The organism is Leucobacter sp. USHLN154, from assembly GCF_037145595.1.
Classification (GTDB): domain Bacteria; phylum Actinomycetota; class Actinomycetes; order Actinomycetales; family Microbacteriaceae; genus Leucobacter; species Leucobacter alluvii.
The window spans coordinates 320,226-339,236 of sequence record NZ_JBBCXF010000004.1 but is presented as its reverse complement, the minus strand read 5'-3'; the positions used below and the strand labels follow the sequence as shown (position 1 = coordinate 339,236).

Sequence of the window (19,011 nt, the reverse complement as noted above, 5' to 3'; positions counted from 1 at the left end):
GGCAGTGCGTCACCCCAGTGGGAGACGGGCGCGCACCGCGAATCCGCCGGCGCCGGTGGCGCCAGCGGTGACGGCGCCTCCGAGGGCTTCGACGCGTTCGCGCACCCCGGCGAGACCGAGCCCTGAGCCGGGGGCTGGGTGCTGCGCACGCGTCGCGTCCGCAGGCCCGTTCACCACCGCGACATCGAGCGCTTCGGCGTCGGATCGCACCGAGACGGTGATCTCAGACCCTGGCGCGTGTCGCATCGCGTTGCTGAGCGTCTCCTGCACCATCCGATACGCGGTCAGCCCGAGCGCCGGCGCGAGCGACGGCGAGGCGCTGCCCGACTCCTCAGGTCCCTCGACGACGAGGTCGACGCGCACCCCCGAGTGGCGGGTCGACTCGATGAGCGACGGGATATCCGCGATCGACGGCTGCGGGGCGAGCAGCGCATCGCGATCCTCATCGCCGGATCGCAACAGCGTGAGCAACCCGCGCATCTCGGCGAGTGCCTGCCGTGACGACCCGGCGATCGACGCGAATTCCCGTTCTGCGTCATCTCCGAGCGCCGGAAACCGGTACTTCGCCGTCGTCGCCTGCACGCTGATAACCGACATGCTGTGGGCGACCACGTCGTGCAGCTCACGCGCGATGCGGTTGCGCTCTTCGAGCTCCCGGCGCTGCGCGCTCAGCCCGGCGCTCATGCGGCGCTCCTCGCGGAGGGCGCCGCGGTTCGCGAGCCACTGCCGCCCGAGCACGCCTGCGACGAGCATCGCGCCCGACACCGCGGCCGAGACGATGAGATTGGCCCACCCCGCACCATCGATGCCGCCCGGCAGCGCGGCGATCGCACATGCCAGTTGCGGTGCGGCCCACGCGATCGCCGCCCACACCCAGTGGCGGCGCAGCGCGACGATCATCACGAGCGCGGCCTGCACGAGAAGCGCCATGACCGGCCACGGCCACGGCCACGAGAGCCCGGTCGCTGCGCTCGCCAGCACGGTCGATACCGCCGCGATCGACTGCAGCGCGATGCCCGCCGCCGGCCAGCGAACGACGAGCACCACGGCGAGCGCCTGCCCCACCGCGATGAGCATCGCGATCGCGACGTGGATGCCGTAGAGGGACGCGAGCACCGGCCAGCCGACCGCGACGGCGACGATCGCCACGAACGCCGCTGCGATCCACGACCAGTTCTCGGGAGACCACGACGATGCGGCGCTCGCCGGCGCCGTCGCCGGCGTGCGGTTCGGGGCACTCGCCGCTGGGAGCTCGACTGGTGGCCGCTCCCCCACCGGCACCGCTTGCCCGAGCGCTGCGGTCGTCACGAGCACGTCCAGGCGTGCGAGGCCGCGCAGCACCGCAGGCAGCAGCAGGATGAAGACGACGCCGACGACGAGATTGAATCCGGCGTTGACGAGGTGCGAGTGCGTGTACGTGCCGGGCTCGGCCCCGGTCGCGGATTCGATGGCGATCCCGGGGAAGGTCTGTTCGTGCGGCGGCAGGAAGATGCCCCACACCACGTAGGTGAGGCCGCCGAGCGCTGCCGCCGTCCACGCGATCACGAGCACCGCGCTCACGGTGCGCAGTGGAAATGCGATGAGCGTCTCGAAGACGAGATCCGCCCAGCGGCGCGGCTCGCCGAGCACGCGCAGCTGTCCGCGCAGACCCGGTGCGGGCGCCGCGTACTGCGCCGCGGGCAGCTGCCCGCCCCAGCGGCGCACCCGCGCCCGCGAAAGCTGCGCGGCGGCGGAGGCGGCGCGCAGCGTCAGCGGGAGCAGGAGAGCGCCGATCCACACGATCAGCGTTCCGATCGAGAGCAGTGCGAGCGGAACGAGCACGACGAACGCTGCGAGTGAGAGCAGGAAGCCCGGCACGATGAGGGCGTAATCGCGCCCCATGCCTGACAGCATGCGGGCAAAGCGTCGGGTGCTGCCCGATGAGTCGTTCACCATGTCAGCTTCTCCTATTCTGAGGTGCGACGCCAACGGCGTCGTGTCGTGTTGATGCGGCCGGTGCTGGTGCGAAGCCCGGGTGATGGTGCGCGATGAGCAGAATGCCCGCCGCCGCGGCCCCGCCGCTCGTCACCAGCCCGAGCAGAGCGATCGGTGGCAGCGGTGCGTATTCGCCGAGCAGCAGGACGCCGACCCCCACGGCGACGAGCGGATCGAGCACCGTCAGCCCCGCGAGCACCGTCTCGGGCGGTCCGCTCGCGTAGGCGGTCTGCACCAGCCAGAGACCGACGAGCGCGGCGGCTCCGAGAAGTGCGATGAGCGCCCACATCGCACCGGGGGCGATGGGACGTGCGCCGTGATCGCCGAGCGTCCCCGCTCCGTTCCGATGCAGGATCGCGACGCCTTCGACCGCCACCACGTGCATTGCGGCTGCGACGGCGCCGTACATCATGCCGGCGGTCACCACGCGGGAGAGGTGACCCGCTCGGCTCACCGCGACGAGCCCCCCGGCCACGATGCCGGCGCCCAGCGCCACCGAGAGCTGCAGCACCTGAGCATCAGCGGGGTGCGCATCCCGGGTGAACCCGGCGCTGACGAGCACGAAGGCCACGACGGCGAGCACGGTGAGTGCGATGCCGGATGCCAGTCCGCGAGTGATCCGCAGCCCCGACGAACCTGCGCTGATGACGGCCGCGACGACGAGGGCGAGTGCGCCGACGGGCTGCACGACGGAGATCGGGGCGAGACCCAGCGCGACGACGTTGAGTGCGGTCGCGCCCACGATGACGGCGCCGCCGAGCAGCCAGAGCGGGGATCGCCACATCTGGAGGAGCCCGTCGGGGATCCGCGCGTTCGGGCGGGGCGGCGACGCCGGGTCGCGATGCATCGCGCCGAGCCGCACCGCGCGATGCTGCAGGTGCGTGCCGGCGGCCAGGCCGACGGCGCCGACTGCGGCGAGAAGCACAGGGAGGAGGACCATGCGGTTCACCGTACGAGCCGCTCACGCATCTGCGCGTCACCCTCAGGGGTCGACTCGGGTGGTACCTCCGGGTGATCCTCCCACTCGATCTTCTCGATACCATCGAGTTCATGGTGCCGTCAGACCGAGAGAATGCCCCCGTGCGGGTGGCGATCATCGACGATCAGGCGATGGTGCGCCAGGGGTTCGGCGCGCTGCTCGACGCGCAGCCCGACCTCACCGTCGTCGGCAGCGGGTCGGACGGCAGCGAGGCCGTGGAACTGGTGCGGCGAACGCGGCCCGACGTGATACTCATGGATATTCGCATGCCCCAGATGAACGGTCTCGACGCGACCAGGGCGGTGCTCTCGATGCCCGGGCTCGATCACCCGCGGGTCATCATGCTGACCACCTTCGACGCCGACGAGTACGTCTTCTCGGCGCTGCAGGCCGGCGCGAGCGGGTTCCTGCTGAAAGACGCGACCGCGGAAGACCTCATCGCGGCCGTCCGCGTCGTCGCCGCGGGCAACGCGCTGCTCGCGCCCTCCATCACGAGCAAGCTGATCGCCGACTACGTCGCGCGCCCGGCGCCCCGCGACACCTCAGCGCTGCTCTCGCCGTTGACGGAGCGCGAGCTCGGAGTCATGAAGCTCGTCGCGGTGGGCAAGTCGAACAGCGAGATCGCGGAGCACCTGTTCCTCTCCGAGCAGACCGTGAAGACGCACGTGTCCCGGGTGCTCGGAAAGCTCGGATTGCGGGATCGCACGCAGGTCGTCATCGCCGCGTACGAATCGGGGCTCGTCGGCGTCGGGCGCTGATCCGCCTCACCCCGCAGTTCGGCCGGTTCACCCGCGCGAGTGACGCGGAGCGGGCCACCCCGCTTCTACCGTCTCTCCTTGTACCCGATACAAGGAGCCACCGTGACACTCACCCACTCGCAGCCCGACCTGCTCGCGCTCGACGGCCCGGCCTCACCGCCGCCGGCCGCCCGACCGGCCTCGCCTGCGCGGCCAGCCTCGCACCGCGACCCCACCGTCGATGCGGTGCGCGCGGGCGCTCTGCTGATCGTCGTCGTGCTGCACGCCCTCATGGTCGGCGCGCAGATCGCACCGACCGGGGCGCTGCGCACGAGTGTCGCGCTTTCTGGCGAAGCCTGGTTCGTGCCGATGACGTGGGTGCTGCAGATCATGCCCCTCTTCTTCATCGCCGGCGGCTTCGCCTCACTGTCGCAGTGGCGGCGCATGCGCGAACGCGGTGCAAGCGCCGCCGAGTACGTCACCGCACGCACGCGCCGCCTGGCCGTGCCCGCGATCCTCATGATCGGATCGGTCGGCGGAGCACTGCTGCTCGCCCGAGCGCTCGGGGCGGACGCCGCCCTCATCGACGAGGCGAGCCTGCGGATCGGCCAGCCGCTGTGGTTCCTCGCGACCTACTTCGGAGTCACCGCGCTGGTGCCGGCGATGGCGTGGCTCCACGACCGGATCCCGCTGATCACCGTGCTCGCGCTCGCCGTCGGCGTCATCATCGTCGACGTGGCGCATGCACGTCTCGGCGCGCCGGTCGGGTATCTCAACCTCGTGCTCGTCTGGCCGCTCATGCAGCAACTCGGATTCCTGATGCGCGACGGGCTGTCGTTCGCCGTGTGGCGCCGGCGGGGCCTGATCACCGGCCTGCTCGCGTCGCTGGCGCTGCTGCTCGCGTTGATCGGGCGCGGATGGTCGCCCGACATGCTCGTGAATCTCAACCCGCCGACGACGGCGATCATGCTGCTCGGCACGGCGCAGTTCTTCGTGCTCCAACTGCTGCGCCCTCGACTCGACTCGCTCACCCGCGCGCCCCGCCTCACGCGCGTCATCTCACGGGCGAACGCTGTCGCAATGGGGGTGTATCTCTGGCACATGCCCGTCGTACTCGGCCTGGTCGCCCTCATGTGGAGCGCCGGCCTGCCCCTGCCTGCCCCGCACTCGGAGGCGTGGTGGGCGACGCGCCCGCTGTGGCTCCTCGTGATCGGGTGCTGCGTGCTGCCGGTGGCCGCCTGCATCGCACCGCTCGAGCAGCGGATAGTCGCGCGACTTCAGGCGACGGCTACGGCGACGGCGACGGGCTTCGGGAGCCGCGCCGGCATGCGGGGGATGCGCGGGATGCGGGGGATGCAGGGCTGGTCGGCGTCGCTCAGCGTGCTGTGCGGCATCGGCGGAACCGCCAGTGCACTGCTCGCCGGGATCGCCTCGCCCCTGCCCTACGCAGCCGCTCTCGCGCTGCTCGCACTCGGCCTCCACTTCGCCACGCTGCGCCCGCGCCTGCGCCTACGCCCGCGCCTCGTGACGCTTCGGTGAGAGATGCCGCTTCGGTGAGTCGGTTCGCGCCCGCAGCTGCGCACCGACGCGAGATCTCCTGCCGAAGCCGCCGGCGTCTTGCCGGGCGGGCCGCCGCTACGGCTCGAGAATCACCTTGCCCGTCGTGGCTCGCGACTCGAGCGCCTGATGCGCGGCAGCCGCCTCAGCCAGCGGGAACCGGGCGCCGATGCGGAAGTCGAGCTGGCCGGCCTCCATCGCTGCGAAGAGCTCGCGATAGCGCCACGCCCGCTCTTCAGCGGTGCGCACGAAGTGCCCCATCGAGGGTCGGGTGACCGACAGGGATCCCCCCGCGTTGAGGCGCTGCAGGTCGAAGGGCGGCACTGGGCCACTCGCCGCGCCGAAGAGCACGAGCTCGCCGCGCACGCGCAGCGCCGCCAGCGAATCGTCGAACGTACGCGCCCCGACTCCGTCGTAGACCACCGCGACGCCCTCCCCGTCGGTGAGCTCACGCGCCCGTGCCGAGAAGTCGTCGTAGTCGAAGACCTCGGCGGCCCCTGCACCGAGACTCAGCTCGCGCTTCTCGGCCGTCGAGACGGTCGTGAACACGCGCACCCCGCGCGCGACCAGCAGCTGGGTGAGCAGCAGGCCGACTCCACCGGCTCCTGCGTGCACGACCACCGTCTCCCCTGCCCGGGGCTGCGCGGCCGAGGTGGCGAGATAGTGCGCGGTGATCCCCTGCAGCGGAATGGCCGCGGCGACGTCGGCCGCGATGCCCTCGGGCACGCGCACCGCTCGATCGGCCGGAACGACGAAGCGCTCGGCGTAGGTGCGCGAGGCCTCTGCTGTGGTGATCACGTCACCGGCTGTGTACCCCTCGACGCCGTCCCCGACCTCGAGCACCACGCCGGCGGCTTCTCCTCCGGGGGTGAAGGGGTACTCCACGGAGTAGATGCCCGATCGCTGGTAGGTTTCGATGAAGTTCACGCCGACGGCGCGGGTCTGCACGAGCAGCTCGCCCGCCCCGGGCGCGGGGCTCTCGACCTCGGTGAATTGCAGCAGCTCTGGGCCGCCGGCCTCGGCAACGGTGATCGCGCGCATCTTCGTCATGATTTCAGCCTACGGCGATCGCTCGATCAGCGCTGCACCGGATCGAGGTTCGACTGCAGCGACGCGAAATCGCTGCGTCGCGGCAAACCCTCCCAGTCACCGCTCATCGTGCAGGCGAACGCTCCCGCCGTCACGGCGGTCGTGACGCGCTGCTCCAGCTCCGCGCCGCCGACCAGCTCGGAGAGGTATCCGGCCACGAACGCGTCCCCGGCACCCACGGTGTCGACGACGTCGGCGGGGATCGCCGCACGGTCGATGCGGGTACCGCCGTGAAACGCGGCGCACCCGCGCGCGCCCAGTTTGACGACGACCTCGGTCGGCCCGAGTGCCTGCAGTCCGCTCCCGAGTTCCGCGAGCGGGCGGTCGCCGAGCAGCAGGGCGGCTTCGTCATCGCCGGCGAAGACGATGTCGGCGAGCGGCACCAGCTCGGCGAGGCGGACGGCCGCGGCCGCTCGGCTCCAAAGCGCGGATCGGTAGTTCAGGTCAATGGACACCGGCACGCCGGCGCCGCGCGCTCGACGCATGACGGATTCGACGGCGGCATCGGCGCTCTCCGACAGCGCCGGAGTGATGCCGGTGACGTGCACGAGTGCGGCCCCGGCGATCAGTGCATCTGACAGGTCGCTCGGCTCGAGTCGAGAGCCGGCGCTGCCCGTGCGGTAGTAGACGACGCGAGAGGTGCCTGCGGTCGGGCGCTCCTTGAGCATGAGACCGGTGGGAGCACCGGCATCCCGGATCGCCACGGTGCGCACCCCCTCAGCCCGCAGCTCGCGCGCGATCACGTCTCCGACGCTGTCAGCGCCGAGCCTGCCGCACCACACGGCATCCGTGCCGAGACGGCTCAGGCCGATCGCCACATTCGATTCGGCACCGCCGAAGCCGAATTCGATTGCGCGTTGCGTGATGAGTCTGCCGGCCTGCGTTTGGCGCACGAGGCCCATCGATTCGCCGAGGGTCAGCACGTAGGGCGCTGCGCTCGGCCCGGGTGCGGTCGCCATCGTCACGCCCCCGTCCGTCCGAGATCGACTCGCGCGACGAGCCCGGCATCGACGATGGACTGCTGCAGCGCCTGCGCGCGCCGGGTCAGCTCGCCGAGGTCTCCCCCGTCGAACGCATCGCGCAGCAGCGGGCCTCCGGCGCTCACCGCGCAGGCACCGGCGCGCAGCCAATCGAGCGCGGATTCTGCGTCCACGCCCCCCGAGGGAATCACCTCGATATCGGGGAACGGCCCGCGCAGGTCGGCGACGTACTTCGGCCCGAGCTTCGAAGCGGGGAACACCTTCACCGCCGTCGCGCCGCCGCGCCACCCGGTGTGCAACTCGGTCGGCGTGAAGCCGCCGGGGTAGACGGGCACCTCGGCGTCGACCGCGACGTCGATGATCCGCGGATCGGTCGTCGGGGTCACCAGGTACCGCGCACCGGCGGCGATCGCCTCCCGCGCCTGGCTCGTCTCGGTGACTGTGCCGACGCCGATCCGCGCGTCGTCGCCGAAGCGGCGAACGAGCATCGGCAACTCGTCGATCGTGCCCGGAGTGCTGAGCGTCACCTCGACGAACCGCACGCCACCCCTGAGCAGCGCATCGATCACGGGAGCGTATCCAGCTGCCGTGGGCGCTCGCAGTACGGCGATCACGGGGTTGGCGCGCAGTTCCGCGGGCACCCCTGCGCGCTCGCGAGGACTCATCGCGCGAGCCATCCGCCGTCGACCGGGAGCACCGCGCCGTGGATGTACTCGGCGTAGGGCGTGCACAGGAAGACGACCGCGCTGGCGATGTCCTGCGGGCTCCCCCACCGTCCTGCTGGGATGCGATCGCTGAGCTGCGCGAAGCGCACGGGGTCTGCGAGCAGCGCCTCGTTCATCTCCGTTTCCACATAGCCGGGAGCGACCGCATTGACGTTCACGCCTCGGCCGGCCCACTCATTGCTGAGCGCCTTCACCAGTTGCGCGACGGCGCCTTTCGATGCGGCGTAGGCCGGCACGCGAAGCCCGCCTTGGAAGGTCAGCAGCGAGGCGAGCGTCACGATCTTCCCCGTCCCGCGCTCGACCATCCCCGCCCCGAAGCCCTGGCTGAGCTGGAACACCGCGTTCACATTGACCGCGAGCACCCGCTCGAAGTCGCCGAGGGGGAAGTCGACGGCGTCGTGCCTGATCTGCGTGCCGGCGTTGTTGACGAGGATGTCGACGGCGCCGACCCGGTCGATCGCTGCATCGACGGAGTTCGGATCCGCGAAATCGACCGCCACGTGCGCGAGCGTGCGCCCGCTCGCGTCAGCGATCGCGCGCAGTGCGTCCGAATTCGGGCCGCGTTGGAACGTGGTCACATCGGCACCGCTCTGGAGCAGCGCGGCCGCGACGGCCTCGCCGATGCCGCGGGAGGCGCCGGTGACCACGGCCGTGCGCCCGGTGAGTGTCGCGTCGAACATCTCAGATCCTCTCGAGGTCGCGGGCCCGGAGATCGGCCTGGTTGACGACGTACGCGACCGGCCGCCCCTCGCAGACGTCGAGGATGTGCTCCATCGCGCGGCGCTTGAGCTCGACGAACGATTCCTCGCTGTACCACGCCGCGTGCGGGCTGAGCATGACCTGCTCGAACCGGTGGAGCGGATGGGTGAGGGGCAGGGGTTCCTCTTCGAAGACGTCGAGCGCCGCAGCGGCGACGACGCCCGAGTCGAGTGCGCGCACGAGCGCTTCCGTCTGCATCACGCCGCCCCGGCATGTGTTCACGATCTTGACGCCCGGGCGCATGCGCGCGAATGCCGCATCGTCGATGAGGTGCCTGGTCTGCGCGATCAGCGGCAGGTGCAGCGAGATGAGATCGGCCTGCGCGAGCAGCTCGTCAGGCGCGACGACGTCGGTTCCGTCCGGGGTGACCTCGCCTGCCGCGTACCTGGGATCGGTTCCGATCACTCGGAAGCCGAGCGCGCGTGCTTTCCGCGCCGTCGCTTCACCGATCAACCCGAGACCGTAGACCGCGAAGGTCGACGCCGAGAAGCGATGGAGCGGTCGCACCGGCGCGAGATCGGCGCTGCCGCGGCGCACGCCCTTATCGAGTGCCGGGAGCCCGCGCAGCAGTCCGAGTGCGTGCGCAATCGCGTGGTCGCTCACGTCCTCAGTGCCGTAGTCGGGCACATTGCAGACGGCGACTCCCCGCGCGCTTGCGGCGTCGAGGTCGACGGTATCGACGCCCACGCCGTATCTGCCGACGGCGACGAGCCCGGGCAGTCGCGAGAGCACCGTCTCGGTGACCGGCGCGTACTGGGTGAGGATCGCGGCCGCATCCGCGGCAATCGCGATCACGTCCTCCTCGCTCGTGCACTCGGCGAACTCGAGGTCGTACCCGTACCGGGCGGCGACCTCCCGCTCGATATCGACACTGCCGTGATCACAGTCGGTGATGACCACGCGACGACGTTGCTGCTGCATTGGAGCCCCCATCGGAGAATGAAATTTGAAACATCATTTCATAAACTGCGGAGTTCGCCAACCGGAGATGCGCGCGAAACGCTCTCGAAACCGTCGCCGGAGACGATGGGACGTGCTCGATCGACTACGCCCCGGGAGCGCCGAGCACCTGGGATACACGGCGCGCCGCGCGCTTCACGAGCTCGCCGAAACGCTGCTCATCCTCCTCCGCCTCGACGCGCGCCGTCGGGCCGCCGAGGCTCAAGCCGGCGCAGACCGCACCGGAGAAATCGAAGATCGGCGCCGCGAATCCGCGGATCCCGTCGCGGTTCTCGCCGTTGTCGATCGCGTACCCGCGCTCCCGGGTCAACGCGAGATCCCGATGCAGGGCCTCGAACGTCGTCAGCGTGTTCGCGGTGCGGCCGCTGAGAGAGTCCGGCAGGTGCCGCTGCCGGACGTCACTGGGCAGCTGAGCGAGGATCGACTTGCCGATGGCGGTGGCGTATGCCGGGATGGAATCCCCGACCTTGCTGAAGATGCGGATCGGCTGGGGGCTGTCGACCAGCTCGATGTAGACCACATCCTTCCCCGAGAGCACGCCCAGGTGCGCTGTCTCGCCGGTCTCCCTCACGATGTCGCGCATGACCGGCAGCGCGGCCTTTCGCGTGTCGAGTCGGCTCAGGTACTCCGATCCGAGCTTCGCCGTGAGCATGCCGAGCGAGTACACCCCGAGATCCTCATCGAAGTGCAGCAGATTGCGTCGGGCCAGGGTGAGGAGCATGCGCTGCGTCGTCGCCTTGCTGTAGCCGAGGATGCCGGTGCACTCGGCCAGCGTGACGCCCGGGCGAGGCGCCGAGGCGATGTACTCGAGAATGTCGACCGCCTTCTCCAGGCTCTGCGTGCCCGTGACTCGCTCCGACGATGTCAGTCCGCCAGTGGATATCACGCGTTCGGCCATTCCGGTCTCCATCCTTCGATTCGGTACCACGCTCCATCGCGAGGTCTCCTCACCGTTGCAATTTTACGAACCGGTATCGCCGGTCGTTTCTATCTTGACATTATTTCTGCACTTATGAGACAGTGTTTCAAATTTCAATTCGCAGAGTCGCACTGCAGCACTCCGCCGAAAGGGCTGATACCTCATGACCGAGCTTCTCTTCAATCCGGTCACACTGCACGGGCTCACGACGATGACCCTCCAGACGAGCCCGGCGCCCAGCCGCGTGATCTCCGGCGATCCCGAGGCTCACGAGTCCATCCTCCACGAGGACGGCCGCACCGAGATCGGAGTCTGGGAGATCAGCCCTGGCAGCTTCCACTCGAGCAAGATCGGCGTCTCCGAGTTCATGTACTTCGTGAGCGGCGCAGGCACGATCACCCGTGAGAACGGCGAAGTCATCGAGATCCGCCCGGACGCCTTCGTGTCGCTCCCCGACGGCTCGCACGTCGTGTGGAACGTCGAGGAGACCGCCCGCAAGGTGTACGTCATCACGCAGGCCGCGGCCTGATCCACCGCGCCGACAAGGATCAATGATGAGCCTCAGCACTACCGGGATCCCGACGGTTCGCCCTCCGCGGCGATCGATCCTCGACCCCGTTCGCCTCCCCAAGATCGCGATGGCACTCGCCGCCGCTGGCTTCTTCGTGATCTTCTTCTTCTGGCCGCTGCTCGACGTCGTGCTCCGCAGCATCAGCCTCGACGGCGTCTGGGATTGGAGTCAGCCCCAGCTCACGCTCGACCACTACCTCACGATCCTGCAGGACGACTACCTGCATCTCGTCGAGTGGCGCACCATCGTGCTCGCCGTGAACTCGACGCTCCTCGCGCTGCTCCTCGGATTCCCGACCGCCTACTTCATCTCGCGGCTCCCCAGCCGCGCCGCCGGGATCGTGCTCCTCCTCATCCTGATCCCGTTTCAGGTCTCCATCGTCGTGCGGCTCTTCGCCGTCACCTCGATCCTGAGCCCGAACGGGCTGCTCAGCCAGGCGAGCCAGGCGCTCGGCGGCGAGCGCTTCTCCCTGCTCTACACCCAGGGCGGCACCCTCGTCGGCACCGTGATGTATCTGCTGCCCTATATGATCCTCATCCTCTACTCGGGCATGACGGGCATCGACCACAACGTCATCCTCGCGGCCAAGACGATGGGGGCATCGGGCTTCCAGATCTTCGTCAAGGTCTTCCTGCCGCTCGTGCGCACATCGATCCTCAGCGGCGCTCTGCTCTGCTTCATCCTGGCGCTCAGCTTCTTCATCGTCCCCGCCATCCTCGGCGGCCCGCAGGAGCAGACCGTCGCCGTGTACATCCAGCAGCAGATCGACCTGTTCCAATGGGGTGTCGCCTCAGCTCTCGGCGTCGTGCTGCTCGCGGCGACCCTCATCCTCTACGTCGCCGTCATCCGCATCGGCGGCGGGTTCCAAGCCCCCGGAATCGGCGGGCAGGCGAAAGGCGTCAGCGCAGAGCAGCGCTTCACCTGGTCGGCAGGCACGGTCACCACGGGCGTGCTGACACTGATCTCACTGCTCGTACTGCTCCTGCCCGTGCTCATCGTCTTCCCGCTCTCCGTCGGCGAGACGCAGACGGTGGTGTTCCCTCCGCGCGGCTTCACCCTCGAATGGTACGGGGAGGCGCTCACCACCAGCACCTGGCTCGATCCCATTACGAGAAGCCTGCTGATCGCGACGCTGACCGGCATCACATCCACCGCCCTGGCCCTGTACCTCGCACGCGTCGTGCAGACCGCGAAATCCGAGCGGACGAAGGTCATCATCTCCGGGCTCGCCTTCGCGCCCATCATCACGCCGGCCATCCTGCTCGCGATCGGGATCTACGCGGTCGAACTCCGGCTCGACCTCGCCGGCACGATTCCCGGCCTCGTCTTCGCGCACACCCTCGTATCGTTCCCCCTCGCGTTCGCCATCGTGAACACCGCACTCGCATCGCGCGGTCTCGACCTCGAGACGGCGGCCTGGACCATGGGGGCGTCGCGGATCTCCGCATTCTGGACGGTGACGGTGCGAGGCATGATCCCGGTCATCCTCTCGGCGTTCGGTTTGGCGTTCGTGACCTCCTGGGACGAAGTGGTGCTCGCCCTCTTCCTCCAGACCGGACCGGTGAAGACACTGCCCGTCACCATCTATCAGTACCTGGAGAGCGGCATCGTGCCGACTGTCCCGGCGATCGCCGCGCTGCTCACGCTGCTCGTCATCGCCGTCATCATCACTCAGCGCATCATCCAGTCGCGACGCTCACGGTCGGCGATCCTGGCAGACCAGAAATGAGGACCGGCATGTCCCCCACACACGCAAACGCGGCGACCGTCGGAAAGCGCGGCGAAGTGATCGTCGACGGGATCACCTGCGACTTCAGCGGCACGCGCGTGCTGCATGAGACCGACCTCGCCGTGCAGGCGGGCGAGTTCTTCACCCTGCTCGGCCCTTCGGGGTCCGGGAAGACCACGCTGCTGCGCATCATCGCCGGCTTGATCGATTTCACGTCGGGCAGTGTCGCCATCGACGGCAGCGATGTCACGCATCTGCCGACGCAGCAGCGCGACATCGGGTTCGTGTTCCAGAACTACGCGCTCTTCCCGCACCTCACCGTCGCGCAGAACATCGCGTTCGGGCTGAAGATCCGCAAAGTGCGCGGCGCCGCCCTGGCGAAGCGGGTCGACGAGATGCTCGAGCTCACGGAGCTCGGGGCGCTGCGAGATCGGCACCCGTCACAGCTCTCGGGCGGCCAGCAGCAGCGCGTCGCGCTCGGCCGGGCGCTCGCCCAGCGCCCCCGCGTGCTGCTGCTCGACGAGCCGCTCGGTGCGCTCGACCGGCGCCTGCGGCAGGATCTCGGGTCCGAGATCCGACGGATCCAGCAGGAATCGGAGACGACGGCGATCTACGTCACCCACGACCAGGAGGAGGCGTACATCCTCTCCGACCGCATGGGTGTCATGGAGGCCGGGTACATTCGCCAGGTCGGGGCACCGCGCGAGGTGTACAGCGCTCCCAACAGCGACTTCGTCGCGAACTTCCTCGGCGAGACCAACAGCTTCGTCGCGGAGGTCGTCGGCCAGAGCCGCTCCGGCACCCAGGTGCGCACCGGCGAGTTCGTCGTCACCGCGACGGAGGGGCCGACCCTCGCTGTCGGATCCGCCTGCACGCTCAGCGCACGACCCGAGCAGATCCGGCTCAGCCCGAGCGTCGAGACCGCCCCGGTCGGGTACGAAGCGGTCGCGCGCGTCACGATCACGGATGCCCGGTTCTTCGGGCAGACCATCCGCGTCCGCCTCGCCGACGAGCGCGGTTCCTACCTCGTCGATCTCGACAGCGCCGAGGCGATCCCCGAGGTCGGCACGCCCGCGGTCATGAGCGTGCGCGCACGCAGCGCCGTCCTGCTCCCCACTCCGTAGTCCCCAGTTCGCACTACCTCCTCAACGCATGCATCCAAGGAAGGACCTGCATATGCATTCCACACTGACCCGCACCGCTTCGCTCGGTGCACTCGCCCTCGCCGGCGCGCTCGCCCTCACGTCGTGCAGCGGAGGCGCCGACGCCGCGGATGCCGAGAGCGGCGGCGACATCTCCGGTGAGATCCTCTTCTACGACACCAGCGGCGGTGACGTCTGGGAAGGACTGAACGACACCCTCTTCGCCGACTTCACCGAGGAGACCGGGGTGAAGGTCGTCGACGACTACAACGAGGCCTCGACGAAGTTCTTCGCCGGTGCGCAGAACGGCGCCGTCGACTGGAGCCTCGTGTTCCTGCCCTCGCTCAGCGATGCCCAGCAGGCGGCCGATGACGGCTACCTCGCGGAGATCGATACGAGCATCGTCCCCGTCGACCAGCTCGTCGAGGGCACCTACTCGAAGACCGGCATCGAAGTCGGCACCTTCGGCATGGTGCTCGCCTGGAATACCGACACCTGGCCCGTCGACGGGGAGCACCCGGAGACCTGGGAAGATCTGTACGACACGGAAGCGTTCCCCGGCCAGCGCTGCCTCTTCAACAACCCCCAGTACGGCTGGACGCTCGAGTCGGCGCTGCTGGCCGACGGGGTCGCCGCCGACGACCTCTACCCGCTCGACACCGACCGCGCATTCGAGAAGCTCGGCACCATCAAGGACAACGTCACCTGGTGGTCGAGCGGTGCGCAGTCCATCGAGAGCTTCGAGAACGGCTCCTGCGACCTCGGAATCGTCTGGGCGAACCGGGCCTTCACGGCGAGCCAGAACGGCTTCCCGATCTCGGTGAGCTGGGACCAGGCCGGCTATGCGAACAGCGTCTGGGCGATCCCCGCCGATGCCCCCAACCCCGAGGCCGCCCAGCAGTTGCTGAAGAGCGTCATCGAGAACACCGAGGGCCAGGTCGCCTTCGCATCCCAGGTGCCGACCCCCATCCCGGCGGCGAGCACCGGCGTCGGAGTCGGCGACTTCCCCGAAGACATCCAGCCGTTCCTCCCCGTCGGCGAGAACACCGACACCGCGATCACGCTCGATGCCGACTACTACAAGGAGAACAACACCGAACTGACTGATCAGTTCAACCGCTGGGTCGCGCAGTAGCCGGCCTCGGGGCCCCGCCACCCACCGGAGGCGCGGGCCCCGTCTCACTCCCACCCGATCAGAGAAGGACTCCCATGAACATCGTATGCATCGACGGCGAAGCGCAGTACTCGGACATCGTCCACCGCGACGTGATCGAACCGCTCAAGGCTGCGGGCCATCGGCTCGACTGGTTCGAAGAGCAGTTCGCCGATGCCGAAGCCACGATCGCCCGGGCCCAGGGTTACGATGCCGTCTACATCATCGGTGACCAGGGGCCTCTCCCGCAGGGGTTTCTCTCCTCCGTTCCCGGCCTGTCGCTCGTCAGCTTCGTCGGCACCGGTGCGCACCGCTTCGTCGACGTCGCGGAGGCGGAATCGCTCGGCATCACCGTCACGAACGTGCCCGACTTCGCGAGCCGGAGCGTGGCCGAGCACGCCATCGGGCTGCTCTTCGCGGTCGCACGTCGCATCCCTGAGGGCGACCGCATCGTGCGCGCCGGCGAATGGGCGAAGCATCAGGGTGTCAAGCTCGCCGGGCGCACGCTCGGCGTGGTCGGCACCGGAGCCATCGGCTCCGAGGTCATTCGCATCGCGGACGCGTTGGGCATGAACGTCGTGTACTGGAACCGGACGGAGCGCCCTGAGGTCGAAGCCGCGCTTCCCGGGCGGCGCGTCGAGCTCGAAGAGCTCTTCCGACTGAGCGACGCCGTATCGCTGCACCTCACGCACACCCCGGAGACCGAGCGCCTCATCTCGAGCGATCTCCTCGCGCTGCTGCCGGAGGGCGCGATCGTCGTCAATACCGCGCGGGACGAGATCCTCGATCGCGACGCCCTCTTCGCGCTGCTGCGCGACGGGCGACTCTTCGGCGCCGGCATCGACGTGTTCGAGTCCGAGCCGCCCGCCCTCGACACGATCCCGCTGGATCTCCCCAACCTCGTCCTGACCCCGCACATCGGGTTCCACACCGACGAGGCTGACGATGTCTTCGCGATCGCCGGCCGCAACATCATCGCCTTCGCTGCGGGCGAGCCCGTCAACGTCGTCACCAGCACCGCACTCTGAACCAGAAAGAGAACCGATTCATGGAAATCCGTCACGCCACCCACCCCGACGAACTCGTCGGAATGAGCGACGAAGAGCTGCGCGCCCGCTTCGTCATCAGCGACCTGTTCACCCCTGGCCTCTTGCGGGCCGTGTACAGCCATGAGGATCGGATGGTGCTCGGCGGGGTCAGCCCGATCCCCGGCACGGCCGTCGCGCTCGAGAACTTCCCCGACCTCCGGGCGGAGTACTTCTGCCAGCGCCGCGAACTCGCGGTCTCCGGGCTCAGCGGGTCGGGGTCCGTGGTCGTGGACGGCACCCGTTACCCGATCGGGCATATGGATGTGCTCTACATCGGCCGCGGGGCGCGTGACATCTCCTTCGAGGCCGACGTGACCGGGACGCGCTTCTTCCTGTCGTCCGCCGTATCCCACACCGATCACCCGACGACGCTCGTCCCGGCATCGGAAGCGCTCACAACGGAGACCGGCGAGCAGGAGCACGCCAACCGTCGCATCGTGCGCAAGCACATCCACGAGGACGGGGTGCGCAGCAGCCAGCTCGTGCTCGGCATCACGGCGCCGGAGCCCGGCAACATCTGGAACAGCATGCCCCCGCACACCCACGACCGCCGCACCGAGGTCTACGTGTACTTCGATCTCGACGAGAACGAGCGGCTGTTCCACTTCATGGGGGTTCCCGGGCAGACGCGGCACGTCGTCCTGCGCGATGGCGACGCCGTCATCTCGCCCGCGTGGTCGATGCACTTCGGAGCCGGCACTACGAACTACTCGTTCCTCTGGGTCATGGCCGGCGAGAACCAGATGTTCGCCGACATGGATCAGATCTCGGTGCCGGAGGTGGCCGGAGCGGTCGCCTGACCGCGACTCGCACGGCTGCGATGTTCAGCACGGCCGCCGATCCCCTCCGCCGTCGAGGGGACCGGCGGCCGTGCCGTTTCCGGAGCCGCGCCTCACCGCGCCTCGCGATGCGTGGCCGGCCGCCGTCTCATCGATCCGCGGCGAGCTCGGGCGGCTGGCCGCCGCCGAAATCCTCGAAGATCAGAATGGTGCGGGTGTTGCGCACCCACCGAATCGACTGAATGTCCTCGAGCACGACGCGCCGCAGGTGGCTGTTGTCGGCAGCGCGCACGAGCAGTAGTACGTCGAAGTCGCCGCCGACGAGCGCGATGTGCTCGACTTCCGCGATCTCGCCGAGCCGGGCGCGCACCTCCTGCCATCCGGTCTGGTCGATCAGCAGCGTCACGTAGGCCGAGGCGTGAGCCCCAGCGCGCACCGGGTCGGTACGCACCGTGAAGTTCATGATGACGCCACTGTCGACGAGCTTGCGCACGCGGGCATGCGCTCCGGCGCGCGAGATGTGCACCGCCTCGGCGAGCGCGGTCATGGAGATTCTGGCGTCGTTCCTGAGCACTGCCAGGATCGCTCGATCGGTGTCGTCTACCTGCATGTCTGCTCCCTTGGAGACCGGCTCGTCGCCCGATACAGATATCCAGTATTCAGGCTGTTCTGCAATCAAACATACAGAAGTCGAGCGAAATCGTGCGCAGGCGCGTGAATTGCGAGCACAATAGGCGACACATTGACGGACGGATTCAAGGAGGAACCGTGTCCCGATCAGCAGACGCGCTGTTGCCGCGCGACACCCCCGTGCAACTGATCGACGCCGAGGGTGTCGTCCAGCCCGACCCCGAGTTCGCCCTGCCCGATCGCGAGACGCTGCGACGCGCCTACGCGGGACTCGTGAACGGCCGCCGCATCAACGATCAGTGCAATGCGCTCGTGCGCCAGGGCCGGCTGGCCGTCTACCCGGCGTCGACCGGCCAGGAGGCCTGCCAGATCGCCGCGGCGCTGTGCCTCGAGCGCGGCGACTGGCTGTTCCCGACCTATCGGGATTCGGTCGCGGTGATCGCTCGCGGCGTCGAGCCGGCGAATGCGATGGTCCTGCTGCGCGGAGACTGGCACTCGGGCTATGACCCGACCGAGTACGGGATCGCGCCGCAGGCGACTCCGCTCGCGACGCAGCTGCTCCACGCGGTCGGCTTCGCGCACGCCGCTCGGCTCCGGGGCGAAGACACCGTGGTGCTCGCGATGTGCGGCGACGGCGCCACGAGCGAGGGCGACTTCCACGAGGCGATGAACTTCGCCGCCGTCTTCCACCTCCCGGTCGTCTTCTTCGTGCAGAACAACGAGTTCGCCATCTCGGTGCCGCTCTCACGGCAGACCGCGGCGGCGTCTCTCGCGCACAAGGCCATCGGATACGGAATGCCCGGCGAGCGCGTCGACGGGAACGACGTCGCCGCGCTGCTCGCCGTGCTCGGAGCGGCCGTCGATCGAGCCCGTTCCGGTCAGGGCCCGAGCTTCATCGAAGCCCACACGTACCGCATGCTCGCGCACACCAACGCCGACGACGACACCCGTTACCGCGACCGCGAGGAGGTGCAGGCGTGGGTCGGACGTGATCCGCTCACCCGCCTGCGCAGCCACCTCCGCGAGTCAGGCGCCCTGACCGAGGCCGACGAGTCGGAGCTCGCCGCTGCCGCGGAGGAGATCGCGAGCGAACTGCGATACGCGATGAACGCGGACCCGGAATTGAACCCCGAGGACCTCTTCACCCACGTCTTCGCGCAGCGACCCGAGATGCTCGACGCGCAGTGGGACGCGCTGCGCGACGAGATCGAGCGCACGGAGGTCGAGTCATGAGCACCAC

Annotated in this window: 18 protein-coding genes; 9 read left to right on the top strand and 9 right to left on the bottom strand. The window is 69.0% G+C overall.

Annotation, left to right across the window (positions count from 1 at the left end; all coding sequences use genetic code 11):
• Nucleotides 1–9: 9 nt before the first annotated feature.
• Nucleotides 10–1,935, bottom strand: coding sequence for a sensor histidine kinase (locus WFH23_RS09545; RefSeq protein ID WP_336662346.1), 1,926 nt, complete (start codon nt 1,933–1,935; stop codon nt 10–12).
• Nucleotide 1,936: 1 nt separating this feature from the next.
• Complete coding sequence (locus tag WFH23_RS09540) at nt 1,937–2,914, bottom strand: hypothetical protein (RefSeq protein ID WP_336662345.1); 978 nt, start codon at nt 2,912–2,914, stop codon at nt 1,937–1,939.
• A 110-nt stretch (nt 2,915–3,024) separates the two neighbouring features.
• Between WFH23_RS09540 and WFH23_RS09535 the strand changes: the two genes are divergently transcribed.
• Both WFH23_RS09535 and WFH23_RS09530 read left to right on the top strand, forming a co-directional pair.
• Nucleotides 3,025–3,711: a response regulator transcription factor gene (locus tag WFH23_RS09535; RefSeq protein ID WP_336662344.1), complete on the top strand. Its 687-nt coding sequence runs from the start codon at nt 3,025–3,027 to the stop codon at nt 3,709–3,711.
• 102 nt (nt 3,712–3,813) lie between these two features.
• On the top strand, nt 3,814–5,229 hold the full coding sequence (locus tag WFH23_RS09530) for an acyltransferase family protein (RefSeq protein ID WP_200330597.1): 1,416 nt from the start codon (nt 3,814–3,816) through the stop codon (nt 5,227–5,229).
• A 96-nt stretch (nt 5,230–5,325) separates the two neighbouring features.
• On the opposite strand, the gene WFH23_RS09525 is transcribed toward WFH23_RS09530, so the two are convergent.
• The 6 genes from WFH23_RS09525 to WFH23_RS09500 form a co-directional block, all read right to left on the bottom strand.
• Nucleotides 5,326–6,297 (bottom strand): quinone oxidoreductase family protein, encoded by a 972-nt coding sequence (locus WFH23_RS09525; protein WP_211649763.1) that lies wholly within the window; start codon nt 6,295–6,297, stop codon nt 5,326–5,328.
• A 26-nt stretch (nt 6,298–6,323) separates the two neighbouring features.
• On the bottom strand, nt 6,324–7,295 hold the full coding sequence (locus WFH23_RS09520; protein WP_336662343.1) for a sugar kinase: 972 nt from the start codon (nt 7,293–7,295) through the stop codon (nt 6,324–6,326).
• Nucleotides 7,296–7,297: 2 nt separating this feature from the next.
• The gene (locus WFH23_RS09515; protein ID WP_200330601.1) at nt 7,298–7,981 is read right to left on the bottom strand and encodes a bifunctional 4-hydroxy-2-oxoglutarate aldolase/2-dehydro-3-deoxy-phosphogluconate aldolase; all 684 of its coding nucleotides are present in this window, start codon (nt 7,979–7,981) and stop codon (nt 7,298–7,300) included.
• Complete coding sequence (locus tag WFH23_RS09510; protein WP_090145989.1) at nt 7,978–8,721, bottom strand: SDR family oxidoreductase; 744 nt, start codon at nt 8,719–8,721, stop codon at nt 7,978–7,980. The genes WFH23_RS09515 and WFH23_RS09510 overlap by 4 nt, the downstream gene beginning before the upstream one ends.
• A 1-nt stretch (nt 8,722) precedes the next feature.
• Entirely contained in the window at nt 8,723–9,721 is a 999-nt protein-coding gene (locus tag WFH23_RS09505; protein ID WP_090145987.1) for an NAD(P)-dependent oxidoreductase, read from the bottom strand.
• Nucleotides 9,722–9,845: 124 nt separating this feature from the next.
• A complete protein-coding gene (locus tag WFH23_RS09500) occupies nt 9,846–10,658 on the bottom strand; it encodes an IclR family transcriptional regulator (protein ID WP_176698248.1) in 813 nt (270 codons plus the stop codon).
• Nucleotides 10,659–10,842: 184 nt separating this feature from the next.
• On the opposite strand from WFH23_RS09500, the gene WFH23_RS09495 reads away from it, so the two are divergent.
• The 6 genes from WFH23_RS09495 (at nt 10,843) to kduI (ending at nt 17,162) form a co-directional block, all read left to right on the top strand.
• Nucleotides 10,843–11,208, top strand: a complete 366-nt coding sequence (locus WFH23_RS09495; protein ID WP_200330607.1) for a cupin domain-containing protein — start codon at nt 10,843–10,845, stop codon at nt 11,206–11,208.
• Between the two features lie 25 nt (nt 11,209–11,233).
• Nucleotides 11,234–12,979, top strand: a complete 1,746-nt coding sequence (locus WFH23_RS09490; protein WP_176698247.1) for an ABC transporter permease subunit — start codon at nt 11,234–11,236, stop codon at nt 12,977–12,979.
• Between the two features lie 8 nt (nt 12,980–12,987).
• Nucleotides 12,988–14,103, top strand: a complete 1,116-nt coding sequence (locus tag WFH23_RS09485; RefSeq protein WP_176698246.1) for an ABC transporter ATP-binding protein — start codon at nt 12,988–12,990, stop codon at nt 14,101–14,103.
• Nucleotides 14,104–14,155: 52 nt separating this feature from the next.
• A complete protein-coding gene (locus WFH23_RS09480; RefSeq protein WP_336662341.1) occupies nt 14,156–15,256 on the top strand; it encodes an extracellular solute-binding protein in 1,101 nt (366 codons plus the stop codon).
• A 74-nt stretch (nt 15,257–15,330) separates the two neighbouring features.
• Nucleotides 15,331–16,302, top strand: a complete 972-nt coding sequence (locus WFH23_RS09475; protein WP_090145976.1) for a 2-hydroxyacid dehydrogenase — start codon at nt 15,331–15,333, stop codon at nt 16,300–16,302.
• Nucleotides 16,303–16,322: 20 nt separating this feature from the next.
• Nucleotides 16,323–17,162 (top strand): 5-dehydro-4-deoxy-D-glucuronate isomerase, encoded by an 840-nt coding sequence (kduI, locus tag WFH23_RS09470; protein WP_090145974.1) that lies wholly within the window; start codon nt 16,323–16,325, stop codon nt 17,160–17,162.
• A 127-nt stretch (nt 17,163–17,289) separates the two neighbouring features.
• Here kduI and WFH23_RS09465 read toward each other — a convergent pair whose 3' ends face one another.
• On the bottom strand, nt 17,290–17,751 hold the full coding sequence (locus WFH23_RS09465) for an Lrp/AsnC family transcriptional regulator (RefSeq protein ID WP_200330615.1): 462 nt from the start codon (nt 17,749–17,751) through the stop codon (nt 17,290–17,292).
• Nucleotides 17,752–17,909: 158 nt separating this feature from the next.
• On the opposite strand from WFH23_RS09465, the gene pdhA reads away from it, so the two are divergent.
• Nucleotides 17,910–19,004, top strand: a complete 1,095-nt coding sequence (gene pdhA / locus WFH23_RS09460; RefSeq protein WP_090145970.1) for a pyruvate dehydrogenase (acetyl-transferring) E1 component subunit alpha — start codon at nt 17,910–17,912, stop codon at nt 19,002–19,004.
• The last annotated feature ends 7 nt before the right edge of the window (nt 19,005–19,011 follow it).